Consider the following 18,098-nt stretch of genomic DNA (forward strand, 5'->3'; position numbering starts at 1 on the left):
TTCACCCGCCCATGGCGGCAGTGTCACTGCGGCTACTGACCCGATCTCAGGTGTCTTGGCCGAATGCCCAGCGCCAGCAGTATGACGCCATACAGGGCCCCGCCCAGACAGAGCAACATGGTCAGCTGCATGCTGGCCTTGCCCATGCCCCAGGCGCCCCATTGCGCGAGATCCGGCGACAGGTAGCCAAGCAGCCCCCCCATCAGCACGGTCGCCACCAGCAGCTTGAGACAGAAGATCCCGGTATGGCGGGACGGACGGTAGACCGACTGCTGATACAAGCCCTTGAACAGCAAGGCCGCATTCAAGGTGCCCGAGCAGGCGGTCGACAGCGCCAGCCCCACATAGCCGAGCGGGAAGATGAAGATGAGGTTGCACACCATGTTGGCAATCATGGACATCACCCCGATCCGCACCGGCGTCTTGGTATCCTGGCGGGCGTAGTAGCCCGGCGCCAGCACCTTGATCAGCATCAGGGAGAGCAGGCCCGTGGTGGAAGCCAGCAGGCTGGCACTGGACATGCTCACCTCGTGCATGCCGAACTCGCCGCGCATGAAGAGCACTCGCAGTATGGGCTCGCGCAACACGGCTATCCCCACCATGGCCGGCAGGCCGAGCAGCATCACCATGCGTACCCCCCAGTCCATGGTACGGGCGAAGTCGGCCGGGTCCTCATCCACGTGCTTCTTGGCCAGCGCAGGCAGGATCACGGTACTGATGGCCACCGCAAACAGGCCGAGGGGAAACTCCAGCAGCCGATCCGAGTAATAGAGATAGCTGATGGCGCCGGTGGCGAGGAAGGAGGCGAGCATGGTGTTGATCAGCAAGTTGATCTGGCTGACCGAGACGCCAAACAGCGCCGGGATCATCAGGGTGCGGATCTTGATCACCCCGGGATGATGCCAACCCCACTTGGGCCACACCAGCATGTTGATCTGGCGCAGGAAGGGATACTGGAACAGGAACTGCACCAGACCGCCGAGAAAGACACCGATGGCGAGGGCTATCTCTGGCCGCTCCATCAAGGGCGCTATCCACCAGGCCGCCGCTATCATGGTGAGGTTGAGAAACACGGGCGTAAACGAGGAGACGGCAAAGCGGCCAAAAGTGTTGAGTATGGCCCCCGCCATGGCGGTGAAGGTGATGAACCAGAGGTAAGGGAAGGTGATTTTGAGCATCAGGCTGGCCAGCTCGAACTTCTCGGCCGCCGGCCCGCCATGCAGCCAGTCCCAGAACCAGCCCCAGCCGAACAGGGCCGTCAGCACGCCCGAGCCCAGCACCCCGAGCAGGGTGACTATGGTGACTATGCCACCGAGCGTACCCGCCACGGCGGCCAGCAATTCACGCACCTCGCGCTCGTCGCCCTTTTTCTTGTACTCCGTCATTACGGGAACAAACGCCTGGTTGAAGGCCCCTTCGGCGAACAGCCGGCGCAGGAAGTTGGGAATGCGGTTGGCAAAGAAGAAGACGTCTGCGGCCACCCCGGCGCCGAGCAGATTGGCGATGACCACATCGCGAACCAAGCCCATCACACGGGACGCCAGCGTCATTGCGGACACTATCATGCCGGATTTGATCAATTTCTTACTCAAGACGAAGCCTCTGGAACTGTCAGAATGGAAAGAATGCTGGTAGAATCGGCCGACAGTTTAACCGCCTCCCAACAGACACACCACCGGGGGGCGGTGTTTATTTGCACAAATCATTTGACAATATGTGGTTGAGAAGGCATATTTCCGGGCCTTTTCAATACACTCGCTAAGACAGTTTTAGGAGTTTTACCTTGGCTAATATCAAATCTGCTAAGAAGCGCGCGATTCAGTCAGAGAAACGTCGTCAACACAACGCCAGCCGTCGTTCAATGACCCGTACCTATCTGAAGAAAGTAATTGCTGCCATCGCTTCTGGCGACAAAGCTGCTGCCGTTGCTGCTTTTGCTACCGCTCAGCCGATCATGGATCGCATGGCTACCAAAGGCCTGATCCACAAGAACAAAGCTGCTCGTCACAAGAGCCGCCTGTCTGCCCAGATCAAAGCTATGGCTTAATCAGCTTCGGCTGTATAAAGCTAAAAAAAACCGGCCTCAGTGCCGGTTTTTATTTATCTGCGCTGCAGTAAAGCTTGTGCAGCAGGGCAATCATTTCGCGCACCTCGTGGCTGCGCAGCGAATAGTAGACCGTCTGGGCCTCTTTTCGCGTCTCCACCAACTCATCCCGCCGAAGCACGGCCAAGTGCTGCGACAAGGCTGACTGGCTCAATCCGAGCACCTCGTTGAGCTCCCCCACCGACAGTTCCCGATCCTGCAGCTGGCACAGAATAAACAGTCGTCGTTCATTGGCCAGAGCCTTGAGCAGCGCCACAGCCCGGCTCGCATTCGCCTCCATCTCTTCCAGTTGCATCTCATCCCCTCTCGTCCGAGGCAAGAATCATACTCTGTGACCCGCTGATTTAAAATGCCAGGGTTGCCGGTTGAATCATGGTGAAGTCCTCCCGCCCGGCGAACAGGAAGGAGAAATCACTCTCGCATACCCGTTTTACCGCCGGATGCTGGATCATCCGCTCGGCGAAGATGACGTAATACTCCTCCATCAGATCCTGGGTCTCCCCGATCAGCATCACCTCCTCCCCTTCCAGGATCTCCTCCCGATAGATGGTCGGCGCCATGAAGATGCCCTGATTGAAGAAACCGAAGGCCTTCATCAGGGCCGCATCGTCGAACTCGCCGAGGATGCTGGGGGAGATGCCCTGCTGCTCGAACCACTGGGTCAGCTGGCGGCCCATGGCGGTACGGCGTCCCGGGATCAGCAGCTTGCGCTCCTCCAGACAGGCGGGAAAGGGCTTCTCGGGCAGCGGCGCCTTGCAGAAGAAGCTGACGCCACAACCGCCGAGCCGCTTGGAGAGCAGGCCCGCATGCTGGCTGGAGTCCACCGGGCAATCGGAGAGGATCATGTCGAGCTTGTGCTCGCTCAGCTGTTCCAGCAGCAGCTCGTGGGTCGATTCGAAGCAGCGCAGGTGGATGGAGCCATCGTTGGGAATGACCGAGAGCAGTACCCGGCTGGCGAGGCGTTTGGAGAGTGCATCGGCGATGCCGACATCGAACAGTATCTGGCTCTCCTTGCGGTAGTTGACGATATCCAGCATCTCGTAGGAAAGGCTGAACATCTTGTCGGCATAGCGAAACACCAGCTGGCCCAGCTCGGTAGCCTCGAGGGAGCGTCCTTTGCGCATCAGCAACTTGCCGCCCAGGCGCTGCTCCAGCAGCTTGATCTGGCCGGTGACTGTCTGCGGGGTCAAGAAGAGGGCTTCCGCCGCCTGGGTGACGGAGCCCTTCTTCTGAGTCATCCAAAAATAGTAGAGGTGATTGTAATTAAGGTGTGACATCCGATGGGGTTCCCGCGGTACGCGGACTCCGGTAGCAGCTGAGTTCAGCCGCCAGAATGTCATACATGTCGCTGATCGAGTCAACCTTGTTTGCGGTGAACTGTGCCTGCAGGTTGGCCTTGAGGCGCACCTTGTCAGGCATCCGCTCGCCGCAGTAGCGCTTGTTGGACTGCTTGACCCGCTCACCGGCCCGGCTGCTCAGGGCCCGCTCGGCGAAGGTCTCACCGAATTGGGCCTTGGCCTGCTTGTCCCCCAGCATGACGGCGCTGTCGACCACCCCGTTGAGATAGGCGGAGCAGCTGCTTGATGCCGCATCCTGCTGACAATCCTCCAGACTGGCCGCCCAGAGCCCCGGGCTCGCCAGCATGACCAACCCTATCACTCTTCTCATAATCCCTCCGTGCTTTGATCCGCCTCCCGGTTGGGAAGCGACATCCGCAGGGCGAGATAACCGACCACTGCCGCCAGGGTGGATCCCACCAGGATCCCGAGGCGTGAATAGCTGCCGTAATCCAATCCGCCGTGCTCGAACGCCAGCGATGCGATGAACATCGACATGGTAAAGCCGATGCCACACAGTATGCTGACCGCAAAAATCTGCTTGAAGTTGACCCCGCCCGGCAACTGGGCGATGCCCAGCTTGACCGCCAGCCAGCTGATGGTGAACACCCCGAGCGGCTTGCCCACGAACAGTCCCAGCATGATGCCAAGAGGAACAGGGCTCAGCAGGGACGACAGGCCTATCCCGTCCAGCGAGACCCCCGCATTGGCAAAGGCGAACAGCGGCAGTATCAGGTAGGCGCTCCACGGGTGCAGCGAGTGCTCCAGATGCTTGAGCGGCGAGGCATAACGCTTGCCGTTGAGCGGTATCATGAAGCCCACTATGACGCCAGCCAGGGTCGCATGGACGCCGGACTTGAGCACAGCGACCCAGAGCACCAGGCCCACCAGCATGTAGAGGCCGATCCTGTCCTCCCCACGGCGATTCATCCAGAGCAGGGTCAGGGTCGCCAGTATGCCGACCGCCAGCGCCGTCAGCGACAGCTGCTGGGTATAGAAGAGCGCTATGATGATGATGACACCCAGGTCGTCCATGATGGCCAGCGCCAGCAGGAACACCTTGAGGCTGACCGGCACCCGCTTGCCCAGCAGCGCCATCACCCCGAGGGCGAAGGCGATATCGGTCGCGGCGGGGATAGCCCAGCCGGCGCGCGCCACTTCATCCGAGTAGTTGAAGAAGGCATAGATGAGCGCGGGGGCCAGCATGCCGCCGACCGCGGCTATGGCCGGGAAGGTCGCCTGTACCCGGGAAGAGAGCGCCCCTTCCAGCATCTCGCGCTTGACCTCAAGCCCGACCAGCAGGAAGAAGATCGCCATGAAACCGTCATTGATCCAGAGCAGCAGCGGCTTGTTGATGTCGAGTGCGGCGATGCGCACCTGCACCGGCGTATCGAGGAATGCCTGATAGCCACCGGCCAGACCCGTGTTGGCCAATACCATCGCCAGTATGGCTGCCATGATCAGAATTATTCCGGAGGCGGCCTCCAGCTGCAGAAACTTCTTTATTACCTTGCTCATGGTTAAATTATCCACAGTATTACTTTGATTTGAGTCTATATCCCATAACAATTAATGGAAAATCGTTTCTTACTGCTGAATACAACGAGAAAACCGAAGGCAAAACAGAAGGTGCCTGCTATAAGCAGGTTTTACTGCACTCAGACCCCCTTGATGACGCAATCAATAAAATGAATTTTCAGTTATTTTTATGCATAAAAAAGGCGCCTCAAGGCGCCTTTTACATTAGATGGCGACGGGCGCCTTGATGCCGGGATGGGGGTCGTACCCCAGGATCTCGAAATCCTCGAACCTGTAGTCGAAGAGGGAGTCCGGCTTGCGCTTGATCGCCAGCTGCGGCAAGGGCCGTGGCTCACGGGAGAGCTGCAGCGCGGTCTGCTCCATGTGATTGGAGTAGAGGTGCACATCACCACCGGTCCAGACAAAATCGCCCACTTCCAGATCGCACTGCTGGGCCATCATGTGGGTCAGCAGGGCATAGCTGGCGATGTTGAACGGCAGGCCGAGGAACACATCACAGCTGCGCTGGTAGAGCTGGCAGGAGAGCTTGCCGTCCGCCACATAGAACTGGAAGAAGGCGTGGCAGGGAGCCAGCGCCATCTTGTCCAGTTCGCCCACGTTCCAGGCGGAGACTATGATGCGGCGCGAATCCGGATTGTGCTTGATGTCATCCACAGCCCGCTGGATCTGATCGATGACGGTGCCATCGGCCGCCGGCCAGGAGCGCCACTGGGCGCCATAGACAGGCCCCAGATCGCCGTGCTCATCGGCCCACTCATCCCAGATGCTGACGCCGTGTTCTTTCAGATAGGCGGTGTTGGTATCGCCGTTGAGGAACCAGAGCAGCTCATGAATGATGGAGCGCAGGTGGCACTTCTTGGTGGTGACCAGCGGAAAGCCGTCCGCCAGATTGAAACGCATCTGATGGCCGAACAGGGAGACGGTACCGGTACCGGTGCGGTCGGATTTGACCGTGCCCTCATCCAGAATCTTCTGCATCAGGTCGAGATAAGCCCTCATTGCTTGGCCTCCTTCACGGCATCACCAAACATCCTCACACTCCCGCAGGTATCTTGTGGCAGGATCTTCTGTATAAGACCGAGATAGGCTCTCATTGCTTTGCCTCCTTCGCGGCGTTGCCGAACAACTGAGGACGCTTGTAGGCGACCCAGATCATGATGGCACCGACGATGATCATCGGCATGGAGAGGATCTGGCCCATGCTGATCTCCTGGAAGTAGAGACCCAGCTGGCTGTCCGGCTGACGCACGAACTCCACCAGGAAGCGGAACAGACCGTAGAACAGCAGGAACATGCCTGAGATGGCACCACGGGGCGGGTTCTTGCGCCAGAACAGATTGAGGATGATGAACAGCACCACACCTTCCAGCGCGAACTGATAGAGCTGGGAAGGATGACGCGGCTCAGGGCCAGCCTCGGGGAATATGATGGCCCAGGGCACATCGGTGACCCGGCCCCACAGCTCGCCGTTCAGGAAGTTGCCGATGCGACCCACGCCGAGGCCAAACGGGATCAGCGGTGCCACAAAGTCGGCCACGGTGAAGAAGTGGCGCTTGGTCTTGTGAGCGAACCAGATCATGGCGGTGATGACCCCGATCAGGCCACCGTGGAACGACATGCCGCCGGTCCAGATCTTGAACAGGTAGAGGGGATCGGCCAGGAACATGTCGAAGTTGTAGAACAGCACGTAACCGACCCGACCACCCAGGATCACCCCGAGGAAGCCGTAAAACAGCAGATCGGAGACCTCGTTGCGGGTCCAGCCGCTGTTCGGTGTATCGGCGCGACGCCCCGCCAACCACATGGCAAAGGCGAAACCAAACAGATACATGAGACCGTACCAGCGTACCGATAGTGGCCCCAAACTGAATGCTACAGGATCAACCTGCGAGAAAACCCAATATCCATCGTGCTGCATATGCGGCCCCAGTCATAAGAAAAGCCGCATTTTCCGATCATTCGTCAGCAGGGACAAGGCATGATTATCAATCAGTCTGTTTCGTTTTGTGACCGGCCCGCAGCAAGCCGCCCAGACCGTGCTCTTCCAGGTAACGGGCAAACAGGCCGCGCAGCACGTGAGGATTGTCGTGCTTGAGGCCATCGGCCATCAGCGCGGTCAGCTCGCTCAGGGTGGACTGACGCAGCACGTACTTGATCCTGGCTATGTTGTGGGTGTTCATGCTGAAGCGCCGATAGCCCATGGCCAGCAGCAAGAGCACACCGACCGGATCGCCGGCCAGCTCGCCGCACACGGAGACAGGTTTCTGGTAGCGATGGGAGGCATCGACCAGCAGTTGCAGGGCGCGGATCACCGCGGGATGGAAGGCATCGTAGATGTTGGCGACACGGGCATTATTGCGATCCACCGCCAGCAGGTATTGCGTCAGGTCATTGCTGCCCACCGACCAGAAGTCGATGAGCGGCGCCATCTCGGGCAGTATATAGAGAGCGGATGGCACCTCTATCATCACCCCCAGGCTGGGGTAGCGGATCACCGCATCGCGGCTGGCCGCCTCTTCCGACACCTCTCGCCAGGCCTGATCCAGCAGCCGGCGGGAGGCCCTGATTTCGCTGACGCTGCTGATCATCGGCAGCATGATGGCCAGGTTGTCCAGCCCCTCGCTGGCCCGCAGCATGGCCTTGAGCTGGACCAGGAACAGTTCGGGGTGATCCAGGGTGAGCCGGATCCCCCGCCAGCCAAGGAAGGGATTTTCCTCGACGATGGGGAAATAGGGCAGCTGCTTGTCGCCCCCCACGTCCAGCGTGCGCATGCAGACAGGACGATTGCGATAGGTTTCCAGGATGCCGCGATAGCGCGCCGTCTGCTCCCACTCGGAGGGGAAGCTGTCCTGCAGCATGAAGGGGATCTCGGTGCGATAGAGCCCAACCCCGTCCGCCAGATGATTGAGGGAGATCTCGGTGTCGGCGCTCAGGCCCGCGTTGAGCAGCAAGGAGACAGGAGTGCCGTCGGCGGTTTCCGATGGCTGGTTGTCGACGCTGCGCACCAGGGTATCGAGCGCCCGCTCCTCGTTGAGCAGTTGCCGATACTCGGTCAGGATCACCTGATTGGGCTCGATGAAGAGATCGCCGCTGTAGCCGTCGACGACCAGCATGCGACCGCCTATGTCGCCGAGCGGCAGATCCACCCCCATGATGGCCGCCACCCCCATGGCACGGGCCAAAATGGCGGCGTGGGAGTTGGTGCCCCCCTTGAGGGAGACAACCCCGGTCAGGAATTCCCGCGGCACCTCGGCGAGTATGGTGGCCGTCACCTCGTCGGCGACCAGCACCACGGGCTCGCCGACCGTGATGTGTTCAGGTTCATTCTGCACCAGCCGGCTGATGAGCCGCTGGGCTATGTCCTTCACATCGGTGGAGCGCTCCTGCAGGTAGGGATCCTTCATCCCCTTGAACTGATCGATCAGCCGGTCGCTGATGAGCTTGACCGCCGACACGGCCGTCCAGTGCTCCTTGCTCACCTTGTTGCGGATGGGCTTGATGTAACCGGGATCGTTCAGCAGATGCAGATAGATGTCAAAGATGGCGACCGAATCCTGGCTGTAGCTCTCGCGAAACCGCAGCGCCAGACTCTCCAGATCGTGGCGTACCTCTTCCACCGCCACATTCAGCCGATCCAGCTGCTTGGCGTGCTCCTCGTCCTTGCGCGGGGTGATGGAGCTGAGCTCCTTGCGGGGCCGCCACACCCAGGCCTTGGCCATGGCAATGCCGCTGGCCCCGGCGATGCCACGCAGCGGCTTGCTCCAGTCGGTCTTCTGCAACCAGCCCTTGGCCTGTGCCTGGGCGATGCGGGCCGCCAGCTGGGCCGCCAGCGTGACCATGAAGGACTCCTCCCCCTCATCGAAGAGGCGACTGTCCTTCTGCTGCACCACCAGAATGCCCACCACCTGGCGCTGATGCATGATGGGGGCGCCAAGGAAGGAGCGAAACGCCTCTTCGGCCACATCGGGCAGGAATTTGAAACTGGGATGGGAGGGGGCATCGGCCAGGTTGATCAGCTCTTCGCGCTGACCCACCAGACCGACTATGCCCTGCTCGAATGGCAGGGTCGCCTTGCCCACCGCCGACTCGGCCAGACCATCGGTCGCGGCAAGCCGGTAGCGGCGCATGTCAGGTTCAGAGACATAGACGGAACAGCAGTCCACCATCATGGCCAGCCGGGTCTGGCTGACCAATGCCTGCAGGGCCAGCTCCAGGGTGTTGGCTTCGGCCATGCTTTCGACGATGCGTCTGAGTTCCGTCAGCAACTAGGTGTGCTCCTTAGCGAGAGCGGTTGCGCCGCCCATCTTTCCGATTAACTTGCACCACAGGCACTGGCATCGCCAGCGGAGCAAACTCCTTCATCACCCGTCGATAGACTTCTCGCTTGAAGGAGACAACCTGGCGTACCGGATACCAGAAGCTGACCCAACGCCAATCATCAAACTCGGGGTGACCATGACAGCCGAACTGGATCCTGGACTCCCTGCCCGGATCCAGCTGTAGCAAGAACCATTTTTGTTTTTGGCCAATACAGACCGGTGAACTGTCCCAACGAACAAGGCGTTTTGGCAAGCGGTACTTCAGCCAGTTGCGACTGGTGGCCATGATGGTCACATCCTCGGGCTTGAGGCCTATCTCCTCATACAGCTCACGATACATGGCCTGCTCAGGCGTCTCACCGTCATCAACCCCCCCCTGCGGAAACTGCCAGGAGTGCTGCCCATAGCGCTTAGCCCACAATACTTGCCCGTCACGGTTACAGATCACGATTCCGACATTGGGACGAAACCCGTCGCCATCTATCACGTGATCACCTTATAAAGGCTGAATCTATAAGGAGATTGTTCCACATTCACCCCGTGGCAGCAAACAAGGACTGCAATCCCCCACTCATGAATAACTTTCAATTTCAAGCCGACTTATAAACAAACCCGAGGATCAAGCCCCGCAAGTTGCCCACCCAGACTGTGCATAAGCCTGTGAGCAAGCGGGTATATACAGTAGTTTTATTTATCTGCTCTACCCAGAGCATCAGCATACAGCATGGCAATAAAAACTAAATATGTATTTAAATACATAGTGTTAAATGCAGAGTACTGGATCAAGATCCATGTCTTTCCCGGCCGGAGATCCGGGATCCCGATTGTGAACAAGTTCGGCTGCTCAAAGATCCACCACGGCTAATTTATCCACAGGAGTGGCACACTATCTGCCCTGTCATCACAGCAAAAATCGGTGCAGTTTCACATTTTTTTGTAACAACACCCCGACTATCACCACTTTGAGCCAGTTATCCAAGATTTCTGTGGATAACTTTGTGCAACAGCATGAGCAAACCCTTGGACAACTATTTCAAGTCGGGATCCTGCGTGGGAAAGATCGGCGCAACAAAGACAAATCCGTTAAAAATCATTATGATAAGTGCTTACACACAAAACCGCCCCCCCTGTGCAACCCCTCGGCAGGATCGGTTATAAAAACAGCGATCCTCACCAGGGATCAGACTTGCTAGAATAATCCCCCTTTGCAGGAGTCATTCATGCCCACCCAGCCCCAGTCCGAGCAGGAGTTATTGAGCCGAGCCCATGCCATGGCGGGCTTCACGCTGGCACAGCTGGCAGCCGATGCCGGCCTCGCCGTCCCGCGGGATCTGAGGCGGGACAAGGGCTGGGTCGGCCAGCTGATCGAATGGCAACTGGGCGCCAGCGCCGGCAGCAAGCCGGAGCAGGACTTCCCCGAACTCGGCATAGAGCTCAAGACGATCCCCATAGATCCTCAGGGCAAACCGCTGGAGACCACCTTCGTCTGCGTGGCACCGCTGATCGGCGTCAGCGGCCAGCGCTGGGAGCAGTCGAACGTGCGCAACAAGCTCTCCCGGGTGCTCTGGATCCCGGTGGAGGGCAGCCGCGACATTCCCATAGGCGAGCGCCGGATCGGCATGCCGCTGATGTGGAGCCCGAGTGAGGAGGAGGATCAGCTGCTGCGCCAGGACTGGGAGGAGCTGATGGACATGATAGTGCTGGGCGAGGTGGAGCAGATCAGCGCTCGCCACGGCCAGGTGATGCAACTGCGTCCCAAGGCCGCCAACAACAAGGCACTGACCCGTGCCATCGGTCGCAATGGCCAGCCGATCCTGACCCTGCCACGGGGCTTTTACCTCAAGACAGGCTTCACCCACGGCCTGCTGCAACGCCACTTTGCCCTGCCCCTTTGATCTCCGTTATAAACATCCTTGTCATAAAGTGATATAAAAATAGCCAGAAGCCATTTCTTCGCAATCAATGACAAGGAGGCGTCATGCCGATCAACAAGCAATTCCTCAAGTCCCGTCCCGAGGTCAAGGTGACCTTCGCAGTGGAAAAAGTGGCTGCAGGTGAGGCTGAACAGGTACTGCTGCTGGGGGAATTCAGCCAGTGGCAACCCATAGAGCTCAAGCGGATGAAGAGCGGGGAGTTCAGAACCACCCTCAACCTGCCCACCGATGGCCCCAGCCATTTCGAATACTGCTACCAGCTGGTACAACCGAACGGGGAGACTCACTACGACAACGACTGGGAAGCGGACGACTATGTGCCCGGCCCCTTCGGACGTGACAACTCAGTGGTGCGGGTTAGTCAGTAGGCGACGAGCAGAACACTGGCGCGTCTGGCCGGCATCCGAATTGCAGACACAAAAAAGGCTCGCCATTGGCGAGCCTTTTCACTACCTGTCGAGCTTTTCGCCGACATACCGACACCAATTCGAATCGAATTAGTTGAGCTTCTCTTTGATACGAGCAGCTTTGCCGGACAGGTTGCGCAGGTAGTACAGTTTGGCGCGGCGAACATCACCACGACGCTTCAGTTCTACACTGTGGATCAGCGGAGAGTGAGTCTGGAATACACGCTCAACACCTTCGCCGTTGGAGATCTTGCGAACGGTGAAAGCAGAGTGCAGACCGCGGTTACGCTTGGCAATAACGATGCCTTCGAAAGCCTGCAGACGCTCTTTACCACCTTCTTTAACACGAACTTGAACACGTACGGTGTCGCCCTGGGCAAAAGCCGGGATGTCGGTACGCAGTTGCTCTTGTTCAAGCTGCTGAATAATCTTGCTCATTGTCTTTCCTTACCTCCTAGGATAAACTGAAAACTCTACTTAACGCTGTCACGCACTTCGCGGACATACTCGGCAAGAAGTGATTCTTGCTCGTCAGTCAGAGCTAGGTTGTTAATAAGTTCCGGCCTTCTTTGCCAGGTTCGTCCGAGCGACTGTTTGAGACGCCAGCGTCGAATCACTTCGTGATTGCCGCTTGTCAGCGCCTCTGGCACCGCCAATCCATCCAACAACTCCGGCCGAGTGTAGTGGGGATGATCCAGCAAGCCATCCGTGAAGGAGTCCTGCTCGGCACTGGCCTGATCGCCCAAAACCCCTGGGACCAGACGCGAAACCGCATCGATCAGGGTCATGGCAGGCAACTCGCCACCACTTAACACGTAATCCCCGATAGACCACTCTTCGTCGACTTCGGTTTGTATCACGCGTTCATCGATACCTTCGTATCGACCGGCTACCAGAATCAGTTTCTGACTCGTCGCCAACTCGGTTACGCCAGCTTGAGTCAGCTTGCGTCCCTGAGGAGAGAGATAGATGACTTTCGCCCCGTCTCCCGCCGCTTGCTTGGCTGCATGAATCGCGTCACGCAGCGGCTGGACCATCATCAACATGCCGGGCCCACCACCATAAGGACGATCGTCGACCGTACGGTGTTTGTCGTGGGTAAAGTCCCGGGGGTTCCAGCACTCAATCTGCAGCAGGCCACTCTTGACGGCCCGACCCGTTACCCCGTGCTCGGTAATGGCTCGGAACATTTCCGGGAAGAGGCTAATCACCCCAATCCACATAAGAAACCTCCGGCACTCGTGTTACCGCGGGAAACTAGAAACCAGGATCCCAATCAACTTCGATTGTTCGAGCAGTCAGATCAATATTCTTGATCACCTGCTCTTCCAGGAACGGAATCAACCGCTCCTTTGCACCAAAGGCATCTTTTACATTGGCCTCAACCACCAACACATCGTTGGAGCCGGTTTCCATCAATTCGGTCACCTTGCCCAGGTCGTATCCCTTGGTGGTCGATACCGAGCAACCAATCAGGTCACGCCAGTAGAACTCACCTTCAGGCAACGCAGGCAACAGATCGGCGGGAACGCCAATCTCGACATTGGTCAATGCCAGGGCATCTTCACGCAGATCGATACCATCGATCTTGCAAATCAGACCCTTGTTGTGACGCTTCCAGGCCGAAACCTTGAGTTCACGCCATGCCCCGTTCTGATTGATCAGCCAGGGGTTGTAATCGAAAATCGCTTCGGCAACATCGGTGAAGGAGTTCACTTTAAGCCAGCCCTTGATGCCATAAACGGTACCCAGGGTGCCCAGAACTATAGGTTTTTCCACCTTAACTCCTTACCGTTTGGCTGATTAAGCAGCTTTGGCAGCGTCTTTGATCAGCTTGGCAACGCGGTCAGAAACAGCGGCACCAGTAGCAACCCAATGCTCGATACGAGCCAGGTCCAGGTTCAGCTTTTCGGCAGAACCAGAAGCAACCGGGTTGAAGAAACCAACGCGCTCGATGAAGCGACCGTCACGGGCGCAACGGCTGTCAGAAACTACTACCTGGTAAAACGGACGCTTTTTCGCGCCACCACGTTGTAAACGAATGGTTACCATATCGTCCTCATTAACATCTAATGAACAAGGCCCGCAAACACGCGGACCCTAGCTTAAAATAAGCCGCGTAATTCTACTTGGATTCGTAATAATTGCAACCAAGCCAGCCATTTTTTGCACAAGGCTCACAATGAAAAGGGCCCACCTCTGGTGAGCCCCTGGCCTGGCTGAAACGGTCGGGATCAGAAGGGACCGCGACCGCCACCGAATCCTGGCGGCAACATGTTCTTCATCTGCCCCATCATCTTGCGCATGCCGCCCTTGCCGGACATCTTCTTCATCATGCGCTGCATCTCGGTGAACTGCTTGAGCAGCTTGTTCACGTCCTGCACCTGCATGCCGGAACCTGCGGCGATACGGCGCTTGCGAGATCCCTTGATGAGATCGGGATGGGCACGCTCCCTGGGCGTCATGGAGCTGATGATGGCCTCCATCCGCACGGTCAGCTTGTCATCCATCTGATCCTTGACGTTGTCCGGCAGACCAGACATGCCCGGCAGCTTGTCGAGCATGCCCATCATGCCGCCCATGTTGCGCATCTGGGCCAGCTGTTCGCGGAAATCTTCCAGATCGAAGCCCTTGCCACTCTTGACCTTGTTGGCCAGCTTGGCGGCTTTTTCCTTGTCGACATTGCGCTCCACTTCCTCGATAAGCGACAGCACGTCGCCCATGCCGAGGATGCGGGAGGCTAGACGATCCGGATGGAACGGCTCCAGCGCATCTGTCTTCTCGCCCATACCGATGAACTTGACCGGCTTGCCGGTGATGTGGCGCACGGAAAGGGCGGCACCACCGCGAGCGTCGCCGTCCGCCTTGGTGAGGATCACGCCGGTGAGCGGCAGCGCCTCGTTGAACGCCTTGGCGGTGTTGGCGGCATCCTGACCCGTCATGGCGTCCACCACGAACAGGGTCTCGATCGGCTTGATGGTGGCGTGGAGATGGATGATCTCGTCCATCATGTCGCTGTCGACGTGCAGACGACCGGCGGTATCCACTATCACAACGTCATAGAACTTCTTGCGCGCCTGATCGATGGCGGCGGTGGCGATGTCGACCGGTTTCTGGCTGGCATCACTCGGGAAGAAATCGACGCCTATGTCGCTCGCCAGCGTCTCCAGCTGCTTGATAGCCGCGGGGCGATAGACGTCGGCACTGACCACCAGCACCTTCTTCTTGCTGCGCTCTTTGAGCAGCTTGGCCAGTTTGCCTACGGTCGTTGTCTTACCGGCACCCTGCAGACCCGCCATCAGTATGATGGCCGGCGGCTGGGCGGCCAGGTTGAGCTGCTCGTTGGCCTCGCCCATCACCGAGACCAGTTCACCGTGCACTATCTTGATGAAGGCCTGGCCCGGACTCAGGGACTTGGCCACTTCCTGGCCGACCGCCCGCTCCTTGACGCGAGCGACGAAGTCACGCACCACCGGCAGGGCGACGTCCGCCTCGAGCAGCGCCATGCGGACTTCGCGCAAGGTATCCTTGATGTTCTCTTCGGTCAGGCGACCGCGCCCACTGACATTGCGCAAGGTGCGCGAGAGTCGTTCAGTCAAATTCTCAAACATGACGGATTCCGGTTCTTGGCGTAATAAATTGGGGGCATTATAACCCAGAGCGGACGCGAGGACGATTATTCACCGCACGGCAGCAATGGGGACCTGCTCCCTATATATGGGCAGATCGGCGGTAGCACAACTGGCGAGCACATCTTGTGCAAGGTATACTGCCTCTCCTATTCCCAACTGCCTGTTCAACAACGACCTGGTTATGATCGTGATCTCTGTTCTGGCCCTGGCGTTCTATCTGCTGGCCATCATCGCCTCGCTGCACCTGCTGCTCAGTGCCAAACCTGTGGGGCAAGCTCCCCTGTTTGCCTGTATCGGACTGGCCCTGATTGGGCACGGCGCCGCCGTGGCCGGCGAAGTGCTGGTGACCCATTCAGGCCAGAACCTGAGCATGCTCAACGTCGCGTCCCTGGTCAGCCTCATCATCAGCTGCTTCATGACCTGCGTCACCCGCCGCTTCAACGGCTGGATCCTGCTGCCCGTGGTCTACAGCTTCTCCGCCCTGCTGCTGGCCGCCAGCGCCCTGATCCCGGGTCGCTATATCACCCATCTGGAGGCCCATCCCCAACTGCTGCTGCACATAGGGCTCGCGCTGATGGCCTATTCGGTGCTGATGATCGCCTGCCTGTTCGCGCTGCAGCTCGCCTGTCTGGACAGACAGCTGAAGTCCCGCAAGATCAGTCAGTTGCCAGCCATGCCGCCCTTGATGACGGTGGAGAAACGGCTGTTCCAGCTCATCTCGGCAGGCCTGTTCCTGCTGACCCTCTCCATCGCCTCCGGCCTCTTCTTCCTGGAAGACATGTTCGCCCAGGGCAAATCCCACAAGGCGATCCTCTCGATCCTGGCCTGGTGCGTCTACGTGCTGCTGCTGTGGGGTCATCACACCCGTGGCTGGCGCGGTCGCAAGGTCATCACCCTGAGCCTGATCGGCAGCTTCATCCTGACCCTGGCCTACTTTGGCAGCCGCTTCGTCAAAGAAGTCCTGCTGAGCTGATACTCACCCCCCTTTACTCATCCAGCCCCCACAGGAGCCCTTCTTGGACAGCATATCAACGAGCACATTATTGATTGTTCTCGTTATTTTGATCCTCTTGTCTGCTTTTTTCTCAAGTTCTGAAACCGGCATGATGTCGCTCAACCGCTACAAGCTGCGGCATCTGGCTCAAACCAAGCACAAGGCTGCCCGTCGGGTAGAGAAGCTGCTGTCCCGCCCGGATCGTCTGCTGGGGCTGATCCTGATCGGCAACAACCTGGTCAACATCCTCGCCTCGGCCATCGCCACCATAGTCTGCATCAGGCTGTTTGGCGCCTTCGGGGTAGCCATCGCCACCTTCGGCCTGACCCTGATAGTGCTGGTGTTTGGCGAGGTGACTCCCAAGACGCTGGCGGCCATGTACCCGGAGAAGATCGCCTATCCCGCCTCCTGGATCCTCAAGGGGCTGATGGTGCCGCTCTACCCCTTTGTCTGGCTGATCAACGGCATCACCAGCGGTCTGCTCAAGCTGCTCAGGCTCCATCCCAACAAGGATGACTCCCTCAATACCGAGGAGCTGCGCACCATAGTCAACGAGGCGGGCAGCCTGATCCCCCAGCGCCATCAGGAGATGCTGCTCAGCATTCTGGATCTGGACAAGATGACGGTGGAGCACATCATGGTGCCGCGCAGCGATATCTACGCCATCGACATCAACGATGACTGGAAGACCATACTGCGTCAGCTGGCCCACTGTGCCCATACCAAGATCCTGCTCTACCGCGACAACATCGACGATGTGGTGGGCTTCCTGCACGCCCGCGATGCGCTGCGGCTGATGGCCAGGGATCAGTTCAACAAGTCGAGCCTGCTGCGGGAAGTGGACGAGATCTACTTCATCCCGGAAGGCACGCCGCTCAACGTGCAACTGGCCAAATTCCAGCGCAACAAGGAGCGGATCGGCCTCATAGTGGATGAGTACGGGGATATTCAGGGGCTGATCACCCTGGATGACATACTGGAAGAGATAGTGGGCGACTTCACCACCTCCATGACACCGGCGCCCAGCGACGAGATCCACCCCCAGCCGGATGGCTCGTTTCTGGTGGAGGGCTCGGCCAGCATCCGCGAGCTGAACAAGGAGATGAGCTGGCGGTTGCCCATCGACGGGCCCAGAACCCTGAACGGTGTCATCCTGGAGTACCTAGAGGAGATCCCCCAGCCCAACATCAGCCTGCGGCTGGCCGGCTATCCCATCGAGATCCTGGAAGTGGAGAACAACATGGTGAAGATGGCGCGGATCATGCCTGATTTATACCGCAACGAGTCGGGATTCGAAGATTGAAAAAAGGCTGCCGATGGCAGCCTTTTTTATCTCACTCGCTCTCCTCGTCCGGCTCCAGCACCAGGGTCGGGATCAAGTCGCCGAACACCTTCTGCAGCTCCTCGCGATTGGCCAGCAGGTCTTGCAGCGTGTAGCTGTCCATCACCGCCAAAAAGGCGTTCATCGCCTCCTTCAGGGCATTCTTCAGCAAGCAGACAGAGACTATGTGGCAGGCGGGCGAGTTGCAGTCGATGCCGTCCAGATTGCCCTCCAGCGCCCGGATCACCTGGCCGATATTGACTGTCTCCGGCGCGCAGGCCATGCGGATCCCGCCATTCTTGCCGCGCTGGGATTGCAGATAGCCCAGCTTCACCAGTTGATTTACCACCTTAACCATGTGGTTGCGGGAGACGCCATACAAGGCGGAGACCTTGGCCACGCTCGACAGTTCGCCCTGTGGCAGGGTCGCCAGATAGAGCAGGGCTCTCAATCCAAAATCGGTATAGCTAGTTAGTCTCATAGTGCCTGTGTCGCATAACGCGGAAAATTG

General features: G+C 58.5%; 20 protein-coding genes. 5 read left to right on the top strand and 15 right to left on the bottom strand.

From position 1 onward, the window contains the following. Positions 1-32: 32 nt before the first annotated feature. Positions 33-1,592, bottom strand: a complete 1,560-nt coding sequence (murJ, locus tag CK910_RS01600) for a murein biosynthesis integral membrane protein MurJ (RefSeq protein ID WP_098980783.1) — start codon at positions 1,590-1,592, stop codon at positions 33-35. Between the two features lie 191 nt (positions 1,593-1,783). Here murJ and rpsT point away from each other — a divergent pair, with 191 nt between their 5' ends. After that, complete coding sequence (rpsT, locus tag CK910_RS01605; RefSeq protein ID WP_005892298.1) at positions 1,784-2,047, top strand: 30S ribosomal protein S20; 264 nt, start codon at positions 1,784-1,786, stop codon at positions 2,045-2,047. 49 nt (positions 2,048-2,096) lie between these two features. Here the strand turns inward: rpsT and CK910_RS01610 are convergent, their stop codons facing one another. From CK910_RS01610 to rppH, 8 genes are all read right to left on the bottom strand, one after another. Next, positions 2,097-2,399, bottom strand: a complete 303-nt coding sequence (locus CK910_RS01610; RefSeq protein WP_042869139.1) for an ArsR/SmtB family transcription factor — start codon at positions 2,397-2,399, stop codon at positions 2,097-2,099. 49 nt (positions 2,400-2,448) lie between these two features. After that, positions 2,449-3,381 carry a transcriptional activator NhaR gene (gene nhaR, locus CK910_RS01615; protein WP_043557518.1) on the bottom strand — a complete coding sequence of 311 codons (933 nt, stop codon included), beginning with the start codon at positions 3,379-3,381 and terminating at the stop codon, positions 2,449-2,451. After that, a complete protein-coding gene (locus CK910_RS01620) occupies positions 3,368-3,748 on the bottom strand; it encodes a hypothetical protein (protein WP_172955414.1) in 381 nt (126 codons plus the stop codon). The genes nhaR and CK910_RS01620 overlap by 14 nt, the downstream gene beginning before the upstream one ends. Positions 3,749-3,768: 20 nt before the next feature. After that, on the bottom strand, positions 3,769-4,959 hold the full coding sequence (nhaA, locus tag CK910_RS01625) for a Na+/H+ antiporter NhaA (protein WP_098980785.1): 1,191 nt from the start codon (positions 4,957-4,959) through the stop codon (positions 3,769-3,771). A 225-nt stretch (positions 4,960-5,184) separates the two neighbouring features. Next, the gene (thyA, locus tag CK910_RS01630; RefSeq protein ID WP_098980786.1) at positions 5,185-5,979 is read right to left on the bottom strand and encodes a thymidylate synthase; all 795 of its coding nucleotides are present in this window, start codon (positions 5,977-5,979) and stop codon (positions 5,185-5,187) included. A 91-nt stretch (positions 5,980-6,070) separates the two neighbouring features. Further along, positions 6,071-6,898 carry a prolipoprotein diacylglyceryl transferase gene (gene lgt, locus CK910_RS01635; RefSeq protein WP_043141870.1) on the bottom strand — a complete coding sequence of 276 codons (828 nt, stop codon included), beginning with the start codon at positions 6,896-6,898 and terminating at the stop codon, positions 6,071-6,073. 67 nt (positions 6,899-6,965) lie between these two features. Continuing rightward, positions 6,966-9,245, bottom strand: a complete 2,280-nt coding sequence (gene ptsP, locus CK910_RS01640) for a phosphoenolpyruvate--protein phosphotransferase (RefSeq protein ID WP_098980787.1) — start codon at positions 9,243-9,245, stop codon at positions 6,966-6,968. A gap of 13 nt (positions 9,246-9,258) precedes the next feature. Next, positions 9,259-9,786 (bottom strand): RNA pyrophosphohydrolase, encoded by a 528-nt coding sequence (rppH, locus tag CK910_RS01645; protein ID WP_043141866.1) that lies wholly within the window; start codon positions 9,784-9,786, stop codon positions 9,259-9,261. A 733-nt stretch (positions 9,787-10,519) separates the two neighbouring features. Here rppH and mutH point away from each other — a divergent pair. Continuing rightward, the gene (mutH, locus tag CK910_RS01650; RefSeq protein WP_098980788.1) at positions 10,520-11,194 is read left to right on the top strand and encodes a DNA mismatch repair endonuclease MutH; all 675 of its coding nucleotides are present in this window, start codon (positions 10,520-10,522) and stop codon (positions 11,192-11,194) included. An 83-nt stretch (positions 11,195-11,277) separates the two neighbouring features. Then, positions 11,278-11,601 (top strand): isoamylase early set domain-containing protein, encoded by a 324-nt coding sequence (locus tag CK910_RS01655; RefSeq protein ID WP_043141863.1) that lies wholly within the window; start codon positions 11,278-11,280, stop codon positions 11,599-11,601. A 129-nt stretch (positions 11,602-11,730) separates the two neighbouring features. On the opposite strand, the gene rplS is transcribed toward CK910_RS01655, so the two are convergent. From rplS to ffh, 5 genes are all read right to left on the bottom strand, one after another. After that, positions 11,731-12,078 carry a 50S ribosomal protein L19 gene (rplS, locus tag CK910_RS01660; protein WP_005313505.1) on the bottom strand — a complete coding sequence of 116 codons (348 nt, stop codon included), beginning with the start codon at positions 12,076-12,078 and terminating at the stop codon, positions 11,731-11,733. 35 nt (positions 12,079-12,113) lie between these two features. Beyond that, positions 12,114-12,863, bottom strand: a complete 750-nt coding sequence (trmD, locus tag CK910_RS01665; protein WP_042652118.1) for a tRNA (guanosine(37)-N1)-methyltransferase TrmD — start codon at positions 12,861-12,863, stop codon at positions 12,114-12,116. 34 nt (positions 12,864-12,897) lie between these two features. Further along, a complete protein-coding gene (gene rimM, locus CK910_RS01670) occupies positions 12,898-13,419 on the bottom strand; it encodes a ribosome maturation factor RimM (protein WP_098980789.1) in 522 nt (173 codons plus the stop codon). 24 nt (positions 13,420-13,443) lie between these two features. Beyond that, positions 13,444-13,692, bottom strand: coding sequence for a 30S ribosomal protein S16 (gene rpsP, locus CK910_RS01675; protein WP_021141082.1), 249 nt, complete (start codon positions 13,690-13,692; stop codon positions 13,444-13,446). 182 nt (positions 13,693-13,874) lie between these two features. Then, positions 13,875-15,251, bottom strand: a complete 1,377-nt coding sequence (ffh, locus tag CK910_RS01680) for a signal recognition particle protein (protein ID WP_042038808.1) — start codon at positions 15,249-15,251, stop codon at positions 13,875-13,877. A 202-nt stretch (positions 15,252-15,453) separates the two neighbouring features. On the opposite strand from ffh, the gene CK910_RS01685 reads away from it, so the two are divergent. Together CK910_RS01685 and CK910_RS01690 are read left to right on the top strand one after the other, a co-directional pair. Then, the gene (locus CK910_RS01685; protein ID WP_065402074.1) at positions 15,454-16,245 is read left to right on the top strand and encodes a cytochrome C assembly family protein; all 792 of its coding nucleotides are present in this window, start codon (positions 15,454-15,456) and stop codon (positions 16,243-16,245) included. A 43-nt stretch (positions 16,246-16,288) separates the two neighbouring features. Next, complete coding sequence (locus CK910_RS01690) at positions 16,289-17,569, top strand: HlyC/CorC family transporter (protein ID WP_043140623.1); 1,281 nt, start codon at positions 16,289-16,291, stop codon at positions 17,567-17,569. A 31-nt stretch (positions 17,570-17,600) separates the two neighbouring features. Here the strand turns inward: CK910_RS01690 and CK910_RS01695 are convergent, their stop codons facing one another. Beyond that, the gene (locus tag CK910_RS01695) at positions 17,601-18,068 is read right to left on the bottom strand and encodes an Rrf2 family transcriptional regulator (RefSeq protein WP_042869116.1); all 468 of its coding nucleotides are present in this window, start codon (positions 18,066-18,068) and stop codon (positions 17,601-17,603) included. Between the last annotated feature and the right edge of the window lie 30 nt (positions 18,069-18,098).

Source organism: Aeromonas sp. CA23 (assembly GCF_002587065.1).
In the GTDB taxonomy this organism is placed as follows: domain Bacteria; phylum Pseudomonadota; class Gammaproteobacteria; order Enterobacterales; family Aeromonadaceae; genus Aeromonas; species Aeromonas bestiarum.